This window comes from Streptomyces tubbatahanensis (assembly GCF_022699385.1).
Lineage (GTDB): Bacteria > Actinomycetota > Actinomycetes > Streptomycetales > Streptomycetaceae > Streptomyces > Streptomyces diacarni.
In genome coordinates this window covers 3,596,708-3,615,549 of sequence record NZ_CP093846.1, presented here as the reverse complement: position 1 = coordinate 3,615,549, position 18,842 = coordinate 3,596,708, and the positions used below count along the sequence as shown (strand labels likewise).

18 protein-coding genes are annotated in these 18,842 nt (G+C 72.8%); 8 read left to right on the top strand and 10 right to left on the bottom strand.

What is annotated here, in order from left to right:
* The first annotated feature begins 106 nt into the window (after positions 1-106).
* Complete coding sequence (locus MMF93_RS15485) at positions 107-1,204, top strand: C40 family peptidase (RefSeq protein ID WP_242757589.1); 1,098 nt, start codon at positions 107-109, stop codon at positions 1,202-1,204.
* Positions 1,205-1,504: 300 nt separating this feature from the next.
* The gene (locus MMF93_RS15480) at positions 1,505-2,977 is read left to right on the top strand and encodes a PP2C family protein-serine/threonine phosphatase (RefSeq protein ID WP_242751927.1); all 1,473 of its coding nucleotides are present in this window, start codon (positions 1,505-1,507) and stop codon (positions 2,975-2,977) included.
* Between the two features lie 33 nt (positions 2,978-3,010).
* On the opposite strand, the gene MMF93_RS15475 is transcribed toward MMF93_RS15480, so the two are convergent.
* The 3 genes from MMF93_RS15475 to MMF93_RS15465 form a co-directional block, all read right to left on the bottom strand.
* Positions 3,011-3,373, bottom strand: coding sequence for a DUF2516 family protein (locus MMF93_RS15475; protein ID WP_114024370.1), 363 nt, complete (start codon positions 3,371-3,373; stop codon positions 3,011-3,013).
* A 139-nt stretch (positions 3,374-3,512) separates the two neighbouring features.
* On the bottom strand, positions 3,513-4,226 hold the full coding sequence (locus MMF93_RS15470) for a hypothetical protein (RefSeq protein WP_242751925.1): 714 nt from the start codon (positions 4,224-4,226) through the stop codon (positions 3,513-3,515).
* A gap of 246 nt (positions 4,227-4,472) precedes the next feature.
* The gene (locus tag MMF93_RS15465; protein WP_242751923.1) at positions 4,473-4,880 is read right to left on the bottom strand and encodes a helix-turn-helix domain-containing protein; all 408 of its coding nucleotides are present in this window, start codon (positions 4,878-4,880) and stop codon (positions 4,473-4,475) included.
* Positions 4,881-5,033: 153 nt separating this feature from the next.
* On the opposite strand from MMF93_RS15465, the gene MMF93_RS15460 reads away from it, so the two are divergent.
* On the top strand, positions 5,034-6,425 hold the full coding sequence (locus tag MMF93_RS15460) for a MerR family transcriptional regulator (RefSeq protein ID WP_242751921.1): 1,392 nt from the start codon (positions 5,034-5,036) through the stop codon (positions 6,423-6,425).
* A 94-nt stretch (positions 6,426-6,519) separates the two neighbouring features.
* Here MMF93_RS15460 and soxR read toward each other — a convergent pair whose 3' ends face one another.
* Positions 6,520-7,005 carry a redox-sensitive transcriptional activator SoxR gene (gene soxR, locus MMF93_RS15455; protein ID WP_242751919.1) on the bottom strand — a complete coding sequence of 162 codons (486 nt, stop codon included), beginning with the start codon at positions 7,003-7,005 and terminating at the stop codon, positions 6,520-6,522.
* A 54-nt stretch (positions 7,006-7,059) separates the two neighbouring features.
* Between soxR and MMF93_RS15450 the strand changes: the two genes are divergently transcribed.
* Complete coding sequence (locus MMF93_RS15450; protein WP_242751917.1) at positions 7,060-8,565, top strand: MFS transporter; 1,506 nt, start codon at positions 7,060-7,062, stop codon at positions 8,563-8,565.
* A gap of 58 nt (positions 8,566-8,623) precedes the next feature.
* On the opposite strand, the gene MMF93_RS15445 is transcribed toward MMF93_RS15450, so the two are convergent.
* A complete protein-coding gene (locus MMF93_RS15445; protein ID WP_242757588.1) occupies positions 8,624-9,274 on the bottom strand; it encodes a TetR/AcrR family transcriptional regulator in 651 nt (216 codons plus the stop codon).
* Positions 9,275-9,647: 373 nt separating this feature from the next.
* On the opposite strand from MMF93_RS15445, the gene abc-f reads away from it, so the two are divergent.
* The 3 genes from abc-f to MMF93_RS15430 all read left to right on the top strand — a co-directional run bounded on the left by abc-f (position 9,648) and on the right by MMF93_RS15430 (position 13,249).
* Positions 9,648-11,318 carry a ribosomal protection-like ABC-F family protein gene (gene abc-f, locus MMF93_RS15440; protein ID WP_242751903.1) on the top strand — a complete coding sequence of 557 codons (1,671 nt, stop codon included), beginning with the start codon at positions 9,648-9,650 and terminating at the stop codon, positions 11,316-11,318.
* Between the two features lie 71 nt (positions 11,319-11,389).
* Positions 11,390-12,283 (top strand): Vgb family protein, encoded by an 894-nt coding sequence (locus tag MMF93_RS15435; protein ID WP_242757587.1) that lies wholly within the window; start codon positions 11,390-11,392, stop codon positions 12,281-12,283.
* Between the two features lie 186 nt (positions 12,284-12,469).
* Positions 12,470-13,249 carry a class I SAM-dependent methyltransferase gene (locus tag MMF93_RS15430; RefSeq protein ID WP_242751901.1) on the top strand — a complete coding sequence of 260 codons (780 nt, stop codon included), beginning with the start codon at positions 12,470-12,472 and terminating at the stop codon, positions 13,247-13,249.
* Between the two features lie 73 nt (positions 13,250-13,322).
* On the opposite strand, the gene MMF93_RS15425 is transcribed toward MMF93_RS15430, so the two are convergent.
* From MMF93_RS15425 to MMF93_RS15410, 4 genes are all read right to left on the bottom strand, one after another.
* Positions 13,323-13,742, bottom strand: coding sequence for an ankyrin repeat domain-containing protein (locus MMF93_RS15425; protein WP_242751899.1), 420 nt, complete (start codon positions 13,740-13,742; stop codon positions 13,323-13,325).
* A 106-nt stretch (positions 13,743-13,848) separates the two neighbouring features.
* The gene (locus tag MMF93_RS15420; protein ID WP_242751897.1) at positions 13,849-14,580 is read right to left on the bottom strand and encodes an HAD family hydrolase; all 732 of its coding nucleotides are present in this window, start codon (positions 14,578-14,580) and stop codon (positions 13,849-13,851) included.
* A gap of 97 nt (positions 14,581-14,677) precedes the next feature.
* Entirely contained in the window at positions 14,678-15,757 is a 1,080-nt protein-coding gene (locus MMF93_RS15415; RefSeq protein WP_242751895.1) for an aminoglycoside phosphotransferase family protein, read from the bottom strand.
* A gap of 257 nt (positions 15,758-16,014) precedes the next feature.
* Positions 16,015-16,881, bottom strand: a complete 867-nt coding sequence (locus MMF93_RS15410; protein ID WP_242751893.1) for a FadR/GntR family transcriptional regulator — start codon at positions 16,879-16,881, stop codon at positions 16,015-16,017.
* A gap of 261 nt (positions 16,882-17,142) precedes the next feature.
* Between MMF93_RS15410 and MMF93_RS15405 the strand changes: the two genes are divergently transcribed.
* Positions 17,143-17,325 carry a hypothetical protein gene (locus tag MMF93_RS15405; protein WP_173871163.1) on the top strand — a complete coding sequence of 61 codons (183 nt, stop codon included), beginning with the start codon at positions 17,143-17,145 and terminating at the stop codon, positions 17,323-17,325.
* 151 nt (positions 17,326-17,476) lie between these two features.
* Here the strand turns inward: MMF93_RS15405 and MMF93_RS15400 are convergent, their stop codons facing one another.
* The gene (locus MMF93_RS15400; RefSeq protein ID WP_242751891.1) at positions 17,477-18,763 is read right to left on the bottom strand and encodes a GNAT family N-acetyltransferase; all 1,287 of its coding nucleotides are present in this window, start codon (positions 18,761-18,763) and stop codon (positions 17,477-17,479) included.
* Between the last annotated feature and the right edge of the window lie 79 nt (positions 18,764-18,842).

Below are 18,842 nucleotides of genomic sequence, written 5' to 3'. Positions count from 1 at the left end.
GCCCGTTTGATACTCGTCAGTACGTTCCTCTGTTGTCTTTCGGACCGGCATGGCACTATCCGCTCCACTGGCCCCAGTTGACCATACGGAAATGGGGGTGGCCCGGGTGAGACGGCCGCTGATCAGCTCGACCCTCGCGTCGTCCGGACGGCACGGCCCGCTCGTCGTGGCCTGCGCCCTGGTGCTGCTGGCGGGACCCGCGCTCGGCACCGCCCACGCCGATCCGGACCGGCCGGGTGCGGGCGCCGGCTCCGGGGGGCGGGGCGGTGGGCCGAACCTGGAGGAGATCCGCAAGGAGATCGAGCGGCTGCACGACAAGGCGGAGTCCGCGACGGACGCGTACAACGCGGCCGAGTCCGCCACCAAGAAGCAGCGCAAGCGGATCGTCGAACTCGCCAAGCGGATCGACACCGCCCAGGGCAAGCTCGACACCCTCCACGACACGGCGGGCGCCATGGCACGTGCCCAGTACCGCAGCGGCGGCGTGCCGCCGGCCGCGAAGCTGATACTGGGCGACGACCCGGAGGACTTCCTGCGCGGACTCTCCCTCACGCACAAGGGTCAGCAGGCCACCCGTTCCTTCATCGGCACCCTCACCGAGACCCGCTCGCAGCTCCGCGGTGACGCCAAGGACGCCTCCGACGCCTGGCAGAAGCTGGAGAAGACCCGCAAGAAGAAGGCCGCGGCGAAGAAGAAGGTCAACGGCAGGCTGAAGCAGGCGAAGAAGATCGAGACGGGCCTCAAGGCCGAGGAGCGCGAGCGGCTGCGCGAGCTGGAGGACGAGGCGGCCGAGGCCAAGCAGGCGAAGTGGCTGAAGTCCGGGGTGCTCGACGGCCTCGACGGCAAGGCCTCACCGGCCGGACGGCGCGCCATCGAGTGGGCCACCAAGCAGCTCGGCAAGGACTACGTGTGGGGCGCCGAGGGCCCCGACACCTTCGACTGCTCGGGCCTGACGATGCGCGCCTGGGAGGCCGCGGGCGTGCGCATCCCCCGTACCTCGCAGGAGCAGTGGAAGCAGCTGCCGCACGTGCCGGTCGACAGGATGCGCCCCGGCGACCTGATCATCTACAAGAAGGACGCCAGCCACGTCGGGATCTACGTCGGTGACGGAGCGCTGCTGCACGCGCCGCGCACCGGTCGGCAGATCACCGTCGAGGGGGCGGGTTCCATGCCGATCCTGGGTGTGGTACGTCCCGACAAGTGAGACCGAGCCGACCTCTCCGGACCTGCCCCTTCGCCCCCTTTCGCGGCTTTCCGCGCGTGAGCTTGGTCATGTACCGGCCACGGGATACGGCTCCGACCTGCGATGAACTCCCTCTTCGTCGGGGGCATATGACAGGGGCCGACCGAGGCGGGCCATTCCGTCCGCGCAGTCGAGGGCGCTAAGGTCCCTCCGGAGAGCCCGGGATGACGAGCGCCCGACCACCGCGCGCCGTTCCGGGCCGAGCCATGGTGGCCGCCGCCCGGCGCGCACCACGCCCTCGGGGGAGGGAGAGGTTTCAGCATGCCCGCAAGCGCGCCCGCGGCCGGAACGGCGGCGCAGCCCGCCGAGGCACCGGCCCAGCAGGCCGCGCCGGGAACCGGCGGCAGCCTGACCCTGCTGGTCATCGAGGACGACCCGGCGGGGGTGGTGAGCGTGCCCCGCATGCTCGACGCCTACGGCAAGCCCGTACGCGTCCGCACGGCCCGCAACCTCACCGAGGCCGCACGGCTGCTCACCGACGACGTCCACTGCATCCTGCTCGACCTCGCGCTGCCGTGCGAGGACCGCTGCGAGGAGCGGCCGGAGGGCCGGCGCGGGGAGCAGCCGGAGGGCCGGCGTGACGGTGTGCGCGAGGAGCGGCCGGAGGACCGGCGCGACGGGCCGCGTGAGGAGCGCGGGAGCGGCGAAGAGCCCGCCACCGCAGGAGACCGCACCGCGGGACGGGTGGCGGCCCAGGCGGCACCGGCGCCCGCAGTGGAGCCGTCGTCCGAGACCCCGGCCGAGCCCGACGAACTGCACATCCTGCGCCGCGTCCTGCGCATGGCACCGCGCCACGCCGTGCTGGCCCTCACCGACGGCAGCGACGCCGAGCGGGCCGCGGACGCCGTACGGGTCGGCGCACAGGACTACCTCTTCCGCGACGAACTCGACGGCAGGCTGCTCACCCGCGCCATCCGCTACGCCGTCGCCCGCAAGCGCGCCGACCTGGCGCAGCGCCAGCTGACCGAGACCCGGCTGCGCGCCCAGGAGAACGCCAGGCTGGAGCGCGGGCTGCTGCCCAGGCCGATCCTGGAAGGCAGCGAGTTGCGATTCGCCGCGCGCTACCGCCCCGGCCGCTCCCGCGCCCTGCTGGGCGGCGACTTCTACGACACCGTCCGCACCCCTGACGGCACCGTCCACGCCATGATCGGCGACGTGTGCGGGCACGGCCCCGACGAGGCCGCCCTCGGCGTCGAACTGCGCATCGCCTGGCGCGCCCTCACCTTCGCGGGGCTGTGCGGGGACGCCCTGCTGAGCACCCTGCAGAAGGTGCTGGAGAACGAACGGGCCAGCGAGGAGATCTTCGCGACCCTGTGCACCGTCGACATCTCCCCCGACGGCCGCAGCGCCGGTATCTGCCTGGCAGGCCACCCCTCCCCCCTGTTCGCGGGCGGAGCGGGGGCGGCGCCCCGGCTGCTGCCGTACGACGAGAGCGGGCCCGCGCTCGGGCTGCTCCCGCACGCGCGCTGGCCACGCCGGCAGGTCACCCTGGGGCGCTCCTGGAGTCTGATGATGTACACCGACGGCCTGATCGAGGGGCGCGTGGACGAGGGCCGTACGGACAGCAGGGAGCGGCTCGGCCAACACGGGATGCTCGACATCGTGTCCCGCAGGCTGGCCGAGGGTGCCAGCGGCGAGAGGCTGCTGGAGGCGACGATGACCGAGGTCCGCCGCCTCAACGGTGGGGAACTCACCGACGACGTGGCGGTCCTTCTCCTGGACCGCTCCCGCTGACCGGAGCCGGCCGCGCCGTGGGCGCCACTGACGTCACCGACCGTTGAAGGGTCCGTACGGACCGTCGCTGCTGCTGCCTCCTCTGCGGCGGCCCCAGCCGCCGCCACGGGGCCGGCCGTTGCCCATGACCTGCTTGAGGGCGGGGCGCACGTCGACGATGTACACGATCGTGGCGATCAGGCCGATGATCTGCAGCAGGAAGAAGGGGATCTGCAACACGTTCACCAGGGCGGTGAGGCCCAGGACGATCAGCCAGAACGGCTTGGTCTGCTTGCTCGCTGCGCGGTAGGCGTCCTCCCGTCGCAGCGCGCTGTCCACGAAGGCGAACACCGCCAGAGCGAGCAGCACGACGCTGATCAGCGCCATGACGGTGAGCTGGAAGCCGTTGAACAACATCGTGCTCACACTCCCGGTCGGTCTCGGAGCCGTGTCCGACTCTTGCGGGCGGCTGTGCCGCCACCGTACCCCAGCACGGGGACAACGAGCCGGGCACGCGCATCGTGCCCGGTCCGCTCCCCACCCGCGCCCACGCGGCTCAGGACTCGCTCTTCGGCGCCGGCTTCCGGGCCGCCGGGGTGGCCTTGCGGGCGGTACCCGTCTTGGCGGCGCCGCTCTTGCTGCCTGCGGCCTTGGTCCCGGCGGTCTTGCCCTCGGCGGTCTTGCCCTCGGCGCTCTTGCCGGCGGTGGCCTCGGCGCCGGTGGTCGTGGTGCCGGTGGTCTTGGTGCCGGTGGCGGCTTCGGAGTCGCCGTCGGCCGCCGTCCTGCCCGCGGCCGCCGCGGACCGCGCAGCGGAGGTCTTGTCCGTGGGGGTCTCCTCGGCCGGCGGCTCGGCGATCTTCACGGCCGTGGCGGGCTCGCGCTCCACGGTCACCTCGGCGGCCCCGGACCCGTCGCCCTCGCCACGCCAGTTCTTGACGGCCTCCCGTCCGCGCACGGCCAGCTCGTCGTAGGCCTCACGGGCCTTGACCGCGTACTCAGCGGCGAAGCCGACGCCCTGGAGCGCGAAGTGCTGGGCCTGCTCGCGGAGCTTCTTGATGTCGGTGTCGATCCCGCCGAGGGTCTCGCTGACCCGGGCCTGCGTCTCCTTGGCCTGCTGGGTGAGCTTCGCCTGCACTTCCCTGGGGTCCGTCTCGCGGACCGAGGCGAGTGCCTGCGGCGCCTCTTCACGGATCTTGTCGACGACACCCGCGGCGAAGTAGAGCGGCGTCGGGTCGGTGAGGGACTTGCGCAGGTCGTTCGCGATGGGCATGAGGGTACGCCTTTCGTGGCTGAACTCGCGTGGCGGTACGGCGGGTTGCCGTCCGCCGTGACTGGTCCGCACGGGTGCGGTGTTCCGGCGCGCCGCGCCGGTGCTCGTCCGGGGAGCCCCGGTGCTCCCGTGCTCCGCTGTTTCCGTGCTCCGGCAGGTGTGTTTCCGTGCTCCGGTACGTGCTCCGTTTCCGGGACGCGCTGGTCGGTCGTTGCGCTCTGTGCTGATTGTGGGGTTCGGGCGGACTTACTCCGCGGACGCCGCGCTCGGCGGGTCCGCCGCCCGTTGCTGTGCGTTCTCCCTGTGCTGTGCGTTCTCCTTGCGGAAGGACTCGTAGATCTGGAGCAGCGCCTGCTTCTGCTGCTCGTTGATCGACGAGTCCGCGAGGATGGCGGCCGGCACCTGCAACAGGTCCTCGCGGTCCCGCTCGTCGAGAATTCCGGCCTGCACGTACAGCGTCTCCGCCGAGATCCGCAGGGCCTTGGCCAGTTGCTGCAAAATCTCCGCGCTCGGCTTGCGCAGGCCGCGCTCGATCTGGCTCAGATACGGGTTCGAGACATCGGCGGCCTCCGCGAGCTGCCGCAACGACAGCTTCGCGGTGCGCCGTTGTTCCCGTAGGAACTCCCCGAGGTTCCCGACATTGAGCGAGGCCATGTCCCCAGACTGCACCCGCCCGCTAACTTTTGCAAGCACCTTGCTTGCAAGTGTCGCGTCGGCGGGGCCGTTGACCTTCACCCAGGGGAAGACCAGAGCATCGGCGGGGCCGGGCGCGGTGCCCGGTACGAAGAGGGAGGGAGGGCGGGTGGGATGGGCACGGATCTGCTGACCATCGGGGCCTTCGCCAAGGCGTCACGGCTGTCGCCGAAGGCCCTGCGGCTGTACGACAGGCTCGGTCTGGTGACACCCGCGAGGGTGGACCCGTTCAGCGGTTACCGCCTCTACGCGCCCGCGCAACTGGAGCGGGCCAGGCTGGTCGCCTGGCTGCGGCGCCTGGGCATGCCACTCGCCCGTATCCAACGCGTGTGCGAGCTGGCGGAGTCGGACCGCGGTGCCGGGGCGCCGGGCTCCTCCGCCCGCCCGGGGGCATCGGCCGGAGCCGCCGCGCGCGAGGTGCGGGCCTACTGGGCCGCGGTGGAGGCGGAGACCACCGCCCGCCGCGACCTGGCCACCTTCCTCATCGACCACCTGTCAGGAAAGGAAGGGCCCGAGATGACCGAGCAGAACGAGACGACCGAGAACATCCGGTGGCACGCACACGACCCTTCGTCACCGACACCACGCGCTCCGTTGGGCATCCGGTACGCGGCACTGACCGATGCCGGACGGGTACGCGGAAACAACCAGGACACGGCGTACGCGGGCGAGCGCCTGCTGGCCGTCGCGGACGGGTTCGGCGCCGGGGGCGGCACGGCGAGCGCCGCAGCCGTCGACGTCTTCAAACGGCTGGAAACCGACGCCGGGTGGTTGGCGACCGACGTCGAGTCGCCGGCAGCCGGTGCCGGGTTGCCGGCAAGCTGCGCGGAACCGTCGGTAAGCGGTTCCGTGGCCGCCTCGTCCGGTTCCGTGGCCGTCTCGGCCGGGGAACTCCTCAACGTACTCGGCGACGCCGTGCGCGAGGCCGCTCGCGCCGTTCACGGTGCCGCGGCGTCCGGCGACGCGTCCCACGAGAGCGGCACCACGCTCACCGCCGCCCTGTGGACCGGTTCCCGACTGGCCCTCGTGCACATCGGTGACTCCCGTGCGTACCTGCTGCGGGACGGCGGGCTGTTCCAGATCACCCATGACCACACGGTCGTGCAGACGATGATCGACGAGGGGCGCCTCAGCCCCGAGGAGGCCGCCTCCCACCCCCAGCGTGCCCTGCTGGCGCGCGCCCTGACCGGCGGCAGCGGAGAGACGGCCGTATGCGCCGGGAGCGACACGGAAGCCGTACGCACCGCGAGCGCGCCGGTGAGTGGGGCGAACAGCTCGCCGAGCGCACAGCTGCGGCTCCACGACGTCCGTCTCGGCGATCGGTACCTGCTCTGCTCGGACGGGCTGTCCGCGGTGGTTCCCACGGCACGCGTGCGACAGACGCTGAGCGTGGCCACCGACCCTGACGACGCGGTCCGCACCCTGGTCGGGCTCGCCAACGAGGCGGGCGGCCCGGACAACGTGAGCTGCGTGGTGGCCGACGTCGTGGAGGCTGCCGACGGGTGACGAGCGGACGTGCCGCGCCCGTACCGCTCTGCACGTCGGATCTGTACGTCGATCTGTCCGTCGGATCTGTACGGCGGGTCTCTGCGTCGGATCCTCACGTCGGCGGTCGTGGGGCGAGCCGGTCGCGCGGGTTGACGATCGAGCAGCGGGCCATGGACAAACATCCGCAGCCGATGCAGGCGACGAACTGGTCGCGCATCTCCTGCAGGGTGGCCAGCCGCTCCTCGATCGCCTCCTGCCACAGTCCCGTCAACTGCCGCCACTCGGCACGGTTGGGCGCGCGGTCGGCGGGCAGCCCTGCCATCGCCTCCCGTACGTCGGCCAGCGGGATGCCGACATGGGACGCCATCCGGATCAGGGCGATGCGGCGCAGCAGGTGGCGCGGATAGCGGCGCTGGTTGCCCGAGGTGCGCTGCGGGGTGAGCAGGCCGAGTTCCTCGTAGTGGTGCAGCGCGGCGACGGTGGCGCCACTGCGGTACGCGGCTTCCCCCACGGTGAGCAGCTCGTTGGGGCGGGGTTCGGGCACCGGGTGGGGCGTCGGGCCACGCCCCGCGCCCGGCCTCCGCTCCTGTGACGGCATGGGGGGACGATACGCCATTGACCTCAGGTCAACCTGAGGTTCTATGTTCACCGCATGCCGACCGAGAGCGATGGTTCGTCCAGGGGAAACGGTGCGGAACAGGGGCGTTGGCGCGAGATCCTCGGACGCCGCCACCGCCGGGTGGTGGCCGTCCTCGCGGGCGGCGTCGGCCTGTACGCCACCAACGTGTTCCTCACGACGAGCCTGCTGCCCGCGGCCGTCGAGGAGATCGGTGGTGACCGCTTCTACGCGTGGGTCACCACCGTCTTCCTGCTGGCGTCGGTGCTCTCTTCCACACTGGTGAGCGCCGTACTGCCGCGGCTCGGTGCCCGCAACGCGTACTTCGCCGCGCTCGGCCTGTTCGCCCTCGGGACCGCGACCGGGGCCGCGGCACCCGGCATGGAGATCCTGCTCGCGGGCCGTTTCGTGCAGGGACTCGGCGGCGGGCTGCTGTGCGGACTGGGGTACGCGCTGATCAGGTCCGTACTGCCGGAGCGGCTGTGGGCCCTGGGCACGGCCCTGGTGTCCGGCATGTGGGGAGTGGGCACGTTCCTGGGTCCCGCGGCAGGTGGTGCCTTCGCCCAGGTCGGCATGTGGCGCGGCGCGTTGGTGGCGCTGCTGGTGGTGACCCTCCTGCTGGCGGTCCTGGTGCCGCAGGGCGTCGACGGCACCCGCACCGGCGACGTACCGCCCTCCGTCTCGCCCCTGACGATCGCGCTGCTGACCTTGTCCGTCCTGCTCGTCAGCCTCGGCAACCTGGTCGGTTCGACCCTCGTACTGGTCGCCTTGCTGGTGGCCGCCACACTCGGCCTCGCCCTTGCCTTCGCGTGGGACAGACGCCGCGGCGGACAGGTACTGCCCCGCTCGGCCTTCTCCCGCTCCTCACCGCTCCCCTGGTGCTACGCGGCCCTCGCCCTGCTGTCCGTCGCCTCCCAGATGGAGGCGTTCATCCCGCTGTTCGGCCAGCGGTTGGCGGGCCTCGCGCCCCTGCTGGCGGGGTTCGCGGGAGCGGCCATCGCGCTGGGCTGGACGCTGGGGGAGATCCCGAGCGCCGGAGTGGCCAGGGCGCACACCAAGAGCCTGGTGACGTCCGGCGCTCCGCTGTTGGTGACGGCCGGCTACCTGACCGCGGGACTGCTCGTCGCCGGGACGATGGAGAGCGGGGCGACACTCGTCTGGGTGGTGGCGCTGCTGGTGGGCGGCGCGGGCATCGGCACCGCCTGGCCGCACCTGACGACCCGCGTCATGGGAGGGGTCGCCGCCGAGCACGAGGGAGAGACGGCTGCCGCGGCCATCAACACCGTGCAACTCGTCTCGAACGCGGTCGGATCGGCCGTCGTCGGTGTCCTCGTCCACCTCGGCGGACCCGCCCCGCAGGGCCAGGCCCGTGCCGCCTTGTGCGGGATCGCCCTGACCGGTCTGCTGGGTGCGTGGTGCGCCTGGCGGGGGACGGCGGCGTGGCGGAACAGGGGCGGGGCGCGCCCCTCCCCGCGCCCCTTCTCCGGGACCGTACAGCCGGTGCCGTGCACCACCGAGCGGGCGGACGGCGCTGCCCCGTAGGTCCTCGCGGAGGGCGCGCCGGGTATTCCGGGTTGCTCCGCCTCGGCGGCTGCGGGGGTTACTCCGGGCGGTTCCGCGTGCCGAACGCCCCCGCGCGCGCCGCGAGCACCGCGGTGCGCGCCGCCTCGCCTGGTAGCGCCGGGTCCGGGGTGCCGTGCAGCAGGACCAGGTGGTGGTAGAGCGGAGCGGTCGCGGCCACCAGCAGGCCCCGGGCCTCCACGGGCGGGGTGAGTTCGCCTCGCGCCACGGCGCGCTCCACCACGTCCGCGCACCGCTCGTAGCGGTCCTCCCAGAACCGGCGGAGCGCGTCCGCTGCTCCCGCGGAGCGGAAGGATGCGGCGATCAGCGCCATGGCCAGGGAGGACTCCTCGCTCAGCGCGTCCTGCACCTCCTCGTTCAGCGCCCGCAGATCGCCCTCGAGGCAGCCGGTGTCCGGCGCGGTCCACCTGTCCGCGCCGGCCGCGTCCAGCACGTCGGCGAGCAGCCCGCCGACGTCGCGCCACCGCCGGTAGACCGTCGCACGGTGGACGCCCGAGCGCGCAGCCACGGCGTCCACGGACAGCCCGTCGAACCCGTGCTCCACCAGGAGCGGACCGACGGCCGCGAGGACCTGGTCGCGCACGCGCGCCGTCCGCCCTCCGGGGCGTCGGGCCGCGGGTGGCGGCGGGTCCGCCACCTCACCGCCGCTTTCCGCTTCCTTCTTCGTCACCGCCACAGCACCGCCTCCGGTCTTCTCGCCCTTCTCACGCACCCGCCCACGTTCTCGTATCCGCTCTCTTCCGCTCGCGTCCGGGCCGCTCTCGTCCGGGCCGCGGATCTCCGCTCGCGTCCGGGCCGCAGGATCTCCGCTCGCGTCCGGGCCGCAGGATCCCCGCTCGGGTCCGGCCTCGGATTGCTCTTGCGGTCGGGGGGCCGTCGTGTCACCATCTTAACGCGACAGGTGTCGCGGTAAAGCCGTGGCGGGCGCTGCCCGCATGTACGACGACGTGGAACGAGGAAAGTGCCGATGCTCATCCGAAGCGTGTCCCCGGTCCTGCGGCCTGCCCCGGCCGCTTCACCCTCGATCGCTGTGGAGAGCATGGATGCCTACCCAGATCTCGGCCTCGGCCGTGACGAAGTCGTATGCGGGCCGGACGGTTCTGGACGGAGTGAGCTGCGCGCTCTCGGCGGGTGAACGCGCGGGGATCGTCGGCGAGAACGGCTCGGGCAAGACGACACTGCTCCGCCTTTTCACCGGGCAGGAGAAACCCGATCAGGGGGAGATCGTCGTCCACGCCGAGGGCGGCGTCGGACATCTCGCCCAGGAAGAGCGGCTCCCTGCCGCGCTGACCGTCCAGCAGATCATCGACGGCGCGCTGAGGGAGTTGCGCGACATGGAGCGGCGCCTGCGCGTCCTCGAGGCGGCGATCTCGGAAACCGACGCTGCCGGGCGGCCGTCCCCGAACTCGCAGAAGGCGCAGCGGGAGTACGGCGAACTGCTGACAGCTTTCGAGCTGCGTGGCGGCTACGAGGCGGAGGCCCGCGTCGAACGCGCGCTGCACGGGCTGGGCCTGGGGGTGCTGTCCCGTGAGCGAACCGTGGGGGGCCTCTCCGGAGGAGAACGCGTCCGGCTGAGGCTGGCCGCGCTGCTGGCGGCGAGCCCCGAGGTGCTCCTGCTGGACGAGCCGACCAACCACCTCGACGACGCCGCGCTGCGCTGGCTCGAGGACCATCTGCGCACCCGCCGCGGCACGACGGTGGCCGTCTCCCACGACCGCACCTTCCTCGAACGCGTCGCGACGACGCTGTGGGAGGTGGACGCCGACCGGCACCAGGTGGTCCGTTACGGCAACGGCTACGCGGGCTATCTCGCGGAGAAGGCGGCCGCTCGCCGCCGTTGGGCGGAGGCTCACGAGCGCTGGCGGACGGAGGCGGAGCGTCTCAGGGAGACGGCGGCGACCACGGCCCGCAGGGTCGCCCCGGGCCGGGCCATGAAGGACGGCAACAAGATGGCGTACGACCGCGCGGCGGGCCGTGTCCAGCAGTCCGTCGCCGGCCGTGTGCGCAACGCCGAGGAACGGTTGCGCCGCCTGTTGGCCGACCCCGTCCCGCCACCTCCCGTGCCGTTGCGGTTCTCCGCTGCGCTGAGCGGCTCGGGCCTGCGCGGCACGGTGCTGGACGCCGAGAACGTCAGCGTGCGCGGCAGGCTGGCCCGTACGGACCTGACGGTCGCGGCCGGTGAGCGCCTGCTGGTCACGGGGCCGAACGGCGCGGGCAAGAGCACCCTGCTCGATGTACTGGCGGGCCGGGCGGAGCCCGGCACCGGCCGGATCTCGCGGCGCGGCCGCATCGGCCACCTCTCCCAGGAGCCCGAGATCGCGGCTGCCGCCGGGGTGTCGCTCCTCCACGCCTATGCGGAGGGCCGGCCAGGGCCGATCGAGGAGCACGCGGAACGGCTGCTGTCGCTGGGGCTGTTCGCCGCGGAGCGGCTCGAGGTGCCGGTGGCCCGGCTCTCCACCGGCCAGCGGCAACGCCTGGCGCTGGCCAGGCTGGTGACGGAACCGGTCGATGTCCTGCTGCTCGACGAGCCGACCAACCACCTTTCCCCCGCCCTGGTGGAGGAGCTGGAAGAGGCTCTGGAGGCCTACGACGGCGCGTTGGTCGTCGTGAGCCACGACCGCAGGCTGCGGCAGCGCTGGCGCGGCGCCCACCTCGCGCTGGAAGGAAAAGCACCGCTTCCGCTGGGAGCGGCCGATGACAGGAGCTGCCCGTGACACACGCACATGCGCCCTCAGCGACCACCTCCTCCCCTGCGGCGCCGTCGGGCGCCGGCTCGTCGGCGGAGGTGAGGACGGTGGCCTCCTTCGGCGCCGAGGCGGGCCCCTACGACGTCGTCACCGGTCCGGACGGAGCCCTGTGGGCGACGCTGGTCCACGCGGGTGCGGTCGCCCGCCTCACCCCGGACGGCCGGGTGACCACGCACCCGCTGGACGCCCCCGGCTGCGGGCCTACGGTCATCACACCGGGGCCCGACGGTGCCCTGTGGTTCACCCGCTACCGCGACCACCGCATCGGCCGGATCACCGTGGAGGGACGGGCGGAGTCGTTCGCCCTGCCGACGCCCGAGTGCGGACCGTACGGCATCGCGGCGGGTGCGGACGGTGCCCTCTGGTTCACCGAGACCAGCGCCCACCGCATCGGCCGCATCACGACGGACGGTGAGGTCACCGAGTTCCCACTGCCGTGCGACGGCTTCCCCTCGGCGCTCGTCGCCGGCCCTGACGACGCGCTGTGGTTCCCGCTGAACCAGGCGGACGCGATCGGCCGGATCGACCTCGACGGCACGGTCACCGTCCACCCGGTGCCCACCGAGGGTGCCGCCCCCGTGGGCATCACCAGCGGCCCAGGCGAGGAAGACGGCTCGGGAGAGCTGTGGTTCGTGGAGATCGGCGCGGGGCAGCTGGGCCGTATCACCACGGACGGCCGGGTGGACGAGTATCCGCTGCCGGACCGCGCCTGCCGCCCCCACGCGGTGGCGAGGACACCGGACGGCACGTGCTGGGTCACCGAGTGGGCGGCGGGCAGGATCGCGGCTTGCACCCCGGACGGCCGGATCACCGAACATCCCCTGCCGTCCCCGGGTGCGGAGCCGCACGGCCTCACGGTCGGCCCCGAAGGAGATCTCTACGTCGCGCTGGAGACCGGGGAGGTGGTACGTCTCGGCACCACCCGGTCGTAAGGCGTGGTCGCCCACCGGACGTTGCCGTCACGGAGCCACCCGGCCTGCTCGGCCTGCTCGGCCTGCTCGGCCTGCTCGGCCTGTCTCGCCTGCCCGGCCTGCCCCGGGTAGGCGAGGCGGAGGCCCCTGGCCTGACGAGGAGAAAGGCGATTGGCCGGGGGCAGGGGGAGCGGGGAGGATGCGGCCATGGCACATGCGGACGCGGAGCGGGCTCGGTCGTTCGAGGAGCTCGTGGAGGAGGCTGCCTCGGTCTCCGTGGAGGGCTGGGACTTCTCGTGGTTGGAGGGCCGAGCGACCGAGGAGCGCCCCTCGTGGGGATACCAGGGCCGGATGAGCGACCGGCTCGCCACCGTGTCCGCTGCTCTCGACCTCCAGACCGGTGGTGGGGAGGTCCTCGCCGGGGCGGAGAGGCTGCCGCCCGCGATGGCTGCCACCGAGTCGTGGCCGCCGAACGTCGCCAAGGCAACGGCTCTGCTGCGCCCGCGCGGGGTCATCGTCGTGGCGGACACCGACGAGCCTCCGCTGCCGTTCGCGGACGGCGCGTTCGACCTGGTGACCAGTCGGCACCCGGTACGGGCGTGGTGGTCGGAGATCGCCCGGGTGCTGGAGCCCGGCGGCGCCTACCTCGCCCAGCACGTGGGGCCCGCCTCCGTGTTCGAGCTGGTGGAGTACTTCCTCGGCCCCCAGCCCGAGGCACGCGAGCGCCGGCGCCCCGAGGACGCGCGTGCGGAGGCGGAGGAGGCCGGTCTTGAGGTGGTCGACCTGCGGTCGGAGCGGCTGCGTATGGAGTTCTTCGACATCGGTGCGGTCGTCTACTTCCTGCGCAAGGTCGTCTGGATGGTGCCCGGCTTCACCGTCGGGTCGTACCGCTCGCGGCTACGCGAACTGCACGACCGCATCCAGAACGACGGCCCGTTCGTCGCCCACTCCGCCCGCTTCCTCATCGAGGCCCACAAACCGAAGTGATCACCAGCGGTGCGGCACCCGGGGGTTGGCGGGAGAGCCCCCTGGGCGGGGGTGTCCGCCCAGGGGGAGCTCGTCAGGGGGTGCCGAAGAGGGTCAGGAGTTCCTGCTTCTCGAACATGCGGGCTGTGTCGATGGCGGACGGCGCGCCGGCCCGTGGGTCGGCACCGGCCTCGACGAGCACGCGTACGACCTCGTCCTCGCCCTTGAAGACCGCGCCGGCGAGGGGGGTCTGGCCCCGGTCGTTGGCGCGGTTGGGGTCGGCGCCGTGGGAGAGGAGGGCGCGGACGGTGTCCGGGTGGCCGTGGTAGGCGGCCAGCATGAGGAGGGAGTCGCCCTTGTCGTTGGTCAGGTTCGCGGGTACGCCCGCGTTGACGTAGGCGGCGACGGTGTCGGTGTCGCCGTGCCGGGACAGGTCGAACACCTTCTGGGCCAGTTCCAGGACCTCGGGGTCGTGTGCGGGCTCGTCGCTCTCGGGGGTGGGTGCGTCGGTCATGGTGCCAGCGTACGGACGGTGGCGGCACACGCGCCGTTTTGGCCCGGCTCTGTTTCACGGCCGGGCCGCATGCGGCGGGGTCCTGGCACGGCAGCGGGGTGGTGGCTCACACGTGGGCCAGGGGGTCGACGGTGAGGAGGACATCACGCAGCGAGGTGGCGAGGGTTTCGGCTCCGCCGTCCCTCAGCTCCCGCTCCTTGCGCTCGTTGCGGGCGTAGCCGATGAAGGCGACGCCGGCGGCTCGGGCGGCGAGCACGTCGCGGGCGGAGTCGCCGATCATCACCGCGTCCGCGGGGGCGGCGCCACAGGCGTGAAGGGCGCGTTCCACGCAGTCGGGGTCGGGTTTGAGCCGGGGGCCGTCCCGGTCGAGGGTCCGCCCGCAGACGCGGCCCGCGAACAGGCCGAGCAGGCCGCGCCCGGACAGGTAGCGCTCCACCGCCGCCGCTGCGTTGTCGGTGGCGGCGGCCACGGTGCGTCCCGTCGCGCAGAGGGTGCGTACGAGGGTGTCCGCGTACGGGGTGGGGAAGGCGCCCACCGCGGCGGCGATCTCCTCCTCGGTCAGCGAGCGCTCCATCGCCCGGGCTGTCGCGTGGTTCCTCGCGCGGGCTGTCGAGCGTTCCGCCGCGCGGGCCGCTTCTCCCGGCAGCGAGGTGCCGAACGCGAGGGTGAGCAGGCGCAGCGGGTCCGTGGTCTCGTGGGCAGCCGCGTCCGGCAGGGCGTGCTGGTAGGTGGTGCGCAGGCGCCCGGCGATCAGGGGGGCCGGGCGGCGGGCGAAGAGGCGGCACAGCGGGCCATCGAAGTCGAATATCACGCACTGCGCGGAGGTGAGTTCCTGCATTGCTGACCGTCCCTGTCGTCGCCGGGGCCCGCGGGTGGGGCAGCGATTGTTGCAGGAGTACGGGAGAGGGGGGACCGGTGCGTGGGTGTGGGTTCGGTCAGGATGTGCACACGTCGGCGTAGGCGGTCTCGATGGCACCGGCGTCGGGCACGTCGTCGAGGTCGAGGGCGTGGGCCGCCCGGGTCAGCACGTCGTGCAGGAGTTTGGCCGCGTGGCCGAGGCGGTCGGCGAGGTGCGGGGTGCCGACCGCGTCGCGGACGGCGACGGCCTGTCGTACCGCGTCGGTGAAGACGGACTGGGCGCGCTTGTAGTCGAGGTAGCGGGGCAGGTCCTCGCCCAGTTGGGCGTCGGCTCCGGGCAGCAGTGTGCCGACGGTGCGGCGCCAGTCGGCCACGACCTCGGCGTGCTGGGCGGCGGGGTAGTCCATCAGGTACAGGTGTGTCGCCAGGTCGTAGAGGGGGTCGCCGAGGGCTGCGAGTTCCCAGTCGATGGTCCACAGGTGTCCGGCGGGGTCGACGACGAAGTTGGCGCGGTGCAGGTCGCCGTGGAGGAGGCAGAAGGGCCGCTCGGCCAGGTGTTCGGCTGCTCGTGCCGGTCGCGAGTGCGGGCCCAGCGCGTCGTGGGGTACGCCGAGTCGTGCGAAGAGCGCACCGTAGCGGGGCAGCTGGGCGTGGTGGGCCCGGGCGCGGGTGTAGGCGAGCATGCTCCGCAGGAAGCCCGCGCTGTCGCGGTGGTGCCGCGGCGGGCGGGCGGTGGGGGGAAGGGGGGAGCGTCGGGCGCGGACATGGTGGGGCCGCAGAGAGCACAGGGAGGCGAAGCGCGCCATGATCTGGCGCAGGTGCTCGGCGGCCACGCGGTGGCCGGCCGGGGCGTGTTCGGCGAGGGGGGTGCCTTCGATGAAGCCGTGCAGCACCATGCCGTGCGGGGTGTCGAGGGGGAGCACCGGGGGGATGCGGGGGACGCCGAGGGAGGCGAGTTCGACGAGGAGTTCGTCCTCGGAGGTGAAGAAGCGGCGGTCCAGCCACAGGGCGCCTCCGCGTGGCGCGCCGAGTTTGACGCGTCCCAGCCCGGGGAGCGCGCTGTCCGGCCGTACCACGTACCACTCGCGGTGGTAACCCGCCAGGGGGCCGTCCACCGAGCCGAGCGCTGCGGCCTGCCGGAGGGCGTGGGATGTCATGGGCGCTGTCCTAGAGGCGGTCGTGCGGGGGAGGCTTCCCTGCCGCACGGGCGAGCTCCCCGCGTACGGGGGAGGTTCCCCGCGTACGGAGGGTGTTCCCCGCAGGGGGTTCCACACAAGTGGAGGCACTGTATCCGGCCCTCGTTCCTCTGCCGCCGCCGAGAGCGCGCTGGTCACCCGAACGCAGTCGGCCGGGACGGCGGTTCCGGGTCCGCGCGCGGAGAGGGTGCGGGGAGGGCGCGGGAGGGCCGTCCGGTTCAGTCGAACCGGGTCGCGATCGTGTCCCACAGGGAGTCGAAGAACTGGCGGGACTCCGCCACGAAGGCCGCCTCCTGGTCGTCGCGGGCCTCCTCGCCGCCGGTGGAGCGGAAGAGTTTGGCGGTGAGGCCCAGCACGTCGTAGAGGGACAGCTGTTCACCCTGGAAGGCGGCTTCCTCGTTCCTGACGACCTGGTAGTAGCCGATGAGGGCCTCGTGGCCGTTGAGCAGGTAGAGCTTGTGGGTGGGGGTGAGGGGGACGGCGCGGACGGTGAGGGAGACCTCGACGCCGAACCGGGCCAGTGAGGTCAGCGAGTTGTCGACGGCGTGCACGTAGCTGGTCTGCATCTGGTGCAGCCGCTCGCGGGGCTTGGGGTCGTCGGGGTCGTCGATGAGGCGGGGGAGTGCGAGACGCGCTTCGAGGCTGGGGACGAGGACGCGGGCCGTGACGGTGCGCGGGGTCAGCCGCCCTTCCATGACCTGGCGTATGGGCCAGGCGAGGGCGTTGTTGAGGGTTTCGGTGGTGAGGGAGAACGCGTCGACGGTGACGTGTTCGGCCTGGAAGGCGTCGTGGAGCCTGTCCGCCAGTTCGACGCCCGCGCTGCGGGGGGCTTCGGCGTGGTGGCCGGGTTCGGCCACGGTGGGTGAGGAGCCGCGGCCCACGTTCTCCAGGAGGTCTTCGCGGGTGAGGGCGGCGAGGGCCTCGCGTACGGCGCTGCGGCCGACGGTGAACTCGGTCTCCAGTTCGCGTTGGGTGGGGAGCCGGGAGCCGGGCGCGTACTCGCCGTTGCGGATGCGCGCGCGCAGGGCGTCGGCGACCACGTCGCGCGGGCGGCGGCCGCTGGTGGAGGCGGGCTTCCTGGTCACACCGCCGACCCTACAACTTCGCCGAAAAGTGCGGCAGTTGTCCGTCAGCGGTTTTCAGATGGCGGACAACTGGGAATGCATAAGGTGAGTTGGTCGCCAACTCGCCCCGCACAACGCCAAGTTGGTCACGACATGTCTCGGCCTGCCGGCTCCGAGTCGCTCGCCCGTTCGACGACACGATCCGCCCGTTCGACGACGCATGGGCGCACCCCGTACCTCCAGCACAGCCGTTCTTCCCGTGCCTGAGAAGGAGGGATCGCCATGCCGCTCCTCGCGCTCGCCGTCGCAGCCGCCGTCGTCTTCTTCGAACAGCTCGTCCAGGTGCGCTTCGGGGTCCTCGGCCTCGCCGGGTTCCTGTTGCTGAGTGTCGGCCTCAAGGCCAGGCACACCGGATGCAGCACCGCCGGCGCGCTGGTGCTCGCCACGCTGCTGCTGCATCCCTGACCGTCCCGCCACGGCGGGCGGTCGCCGTCATGCCGCCTTCCCCTCCCACTCACCCACGCCACGGGGGAAGGCGGCTTGATGACGGAAACCGGCACGCCGGCCCGCGCGGTGGCGGCACCACGCCCCGGCCCGAACACGCGTCAGAACACCGTCAGAACATGTCCGGGCACCACGGCCGCCGTGCGGTGCGGAACAGCGCGTCCGCCCGCTCGACGGCTCCCTCGCGATGACCGGTCAGCAGCCCCAGGGCGGCGAGCCGCACGGCCGACTCGTCGCCCAGGTAGAGGGCGGCGAGCTGTGCGACGTCGAGGGTGAGGTCGGGTTCCTCGCGGGTGGCGGTGCACTGGGCCGCGCTCCGCGGCCCACCCGTCTCCAGCCGGAACCTGCCGGCCGCGTAACCGTCCTTGTCGCGCACGTCCAAGACCAGCGAGGTGCCGGCGCCCGCGTAGGTGCGGGCCGTCAGCATGCGCGGTACGTCCAGCGGGCGGATCCACAGCCAGTCGGTGTGGCTGACGGTGCGCGTGGCACGCGGGTCGGGCAGCAGCAGGGGCAGCACGTCGTCGGGGGCCCGCAGCCCCGTCCGCACCCGCTGGACCCAGTCCATCGCCAGGACGTACCGCCACAGCGCGGCCTCGGCAGCCGCCGAGGTGGCGAACAGGTCGCTGACCGTGAGGGTCTGTTCGGGCTGCTTGGCCTGCCACACGTTGTCGGAGGTGTAGGTCACCCCGCCCTGCGGGCGGCCCTCGGCGTCGCGGTAGACCGCGTGGAACGGCGCGGTGAAACCGTCGTCCGGGTAGCGCAGCTCCCCGGTGGCCACCCGCCACCACTTCTCGTTCCTGTCGATGGCGCCCTGGCGGTGCGCACCGGTGCGGAACCGCGTGTGGACCGCGGGCATCGACGCGCGGAACTCTGCGGCGTCCTCCAGGTCCACCCGCCCGCCGTCCCCCGCGTCGGCGGGGCCCGCGTACCGCCGATCGAGGCCCGTGCGGGCGACGAGGACCTCCCACTCGGTGGCCCACGCGGCGGGTCCGAAGCCGAAACGCCCGTAGATCGGGTACTCGGCGGCGATCAGGCTGGCGCAGGCGTCCCCCCGCTCCTTCGCGGCGTCCAGCGCGTTCGCCATCATCGCCGTCAACAGGCCACGCCTGCGGTGCGTGGGGGAGACGGTGACGGCGGTGACGGCGCACGCGGGCAGCACGGCGCCGCCCGGCACGGTCAACTCCTGCGGCGTCGTACGGAACGTGGCCACGCACCTGGCCCCGTCGTAGGCGCCTTGGGTGCGGTGCAGCGCGGCCGGGGTGTCGAGGCCCTGCCTGCGGACCGCGACCTCCTCGGCGCTCACGGCGGGGCCGCGGAAGAAGCCGGTGGCGACGGCGCGCAGCCACTCGGGGAAGTCGTCGGGGGAGGCCAGGGTGCGGATCTGGAGACCGTTCGCCATGCGGTCACGCTAGGCGCGCGGCCGTGAGCCCGCACCCGGGTTTCCGGTGCGTCGGACGCCCGCCTCCCGAGCGCCGGCA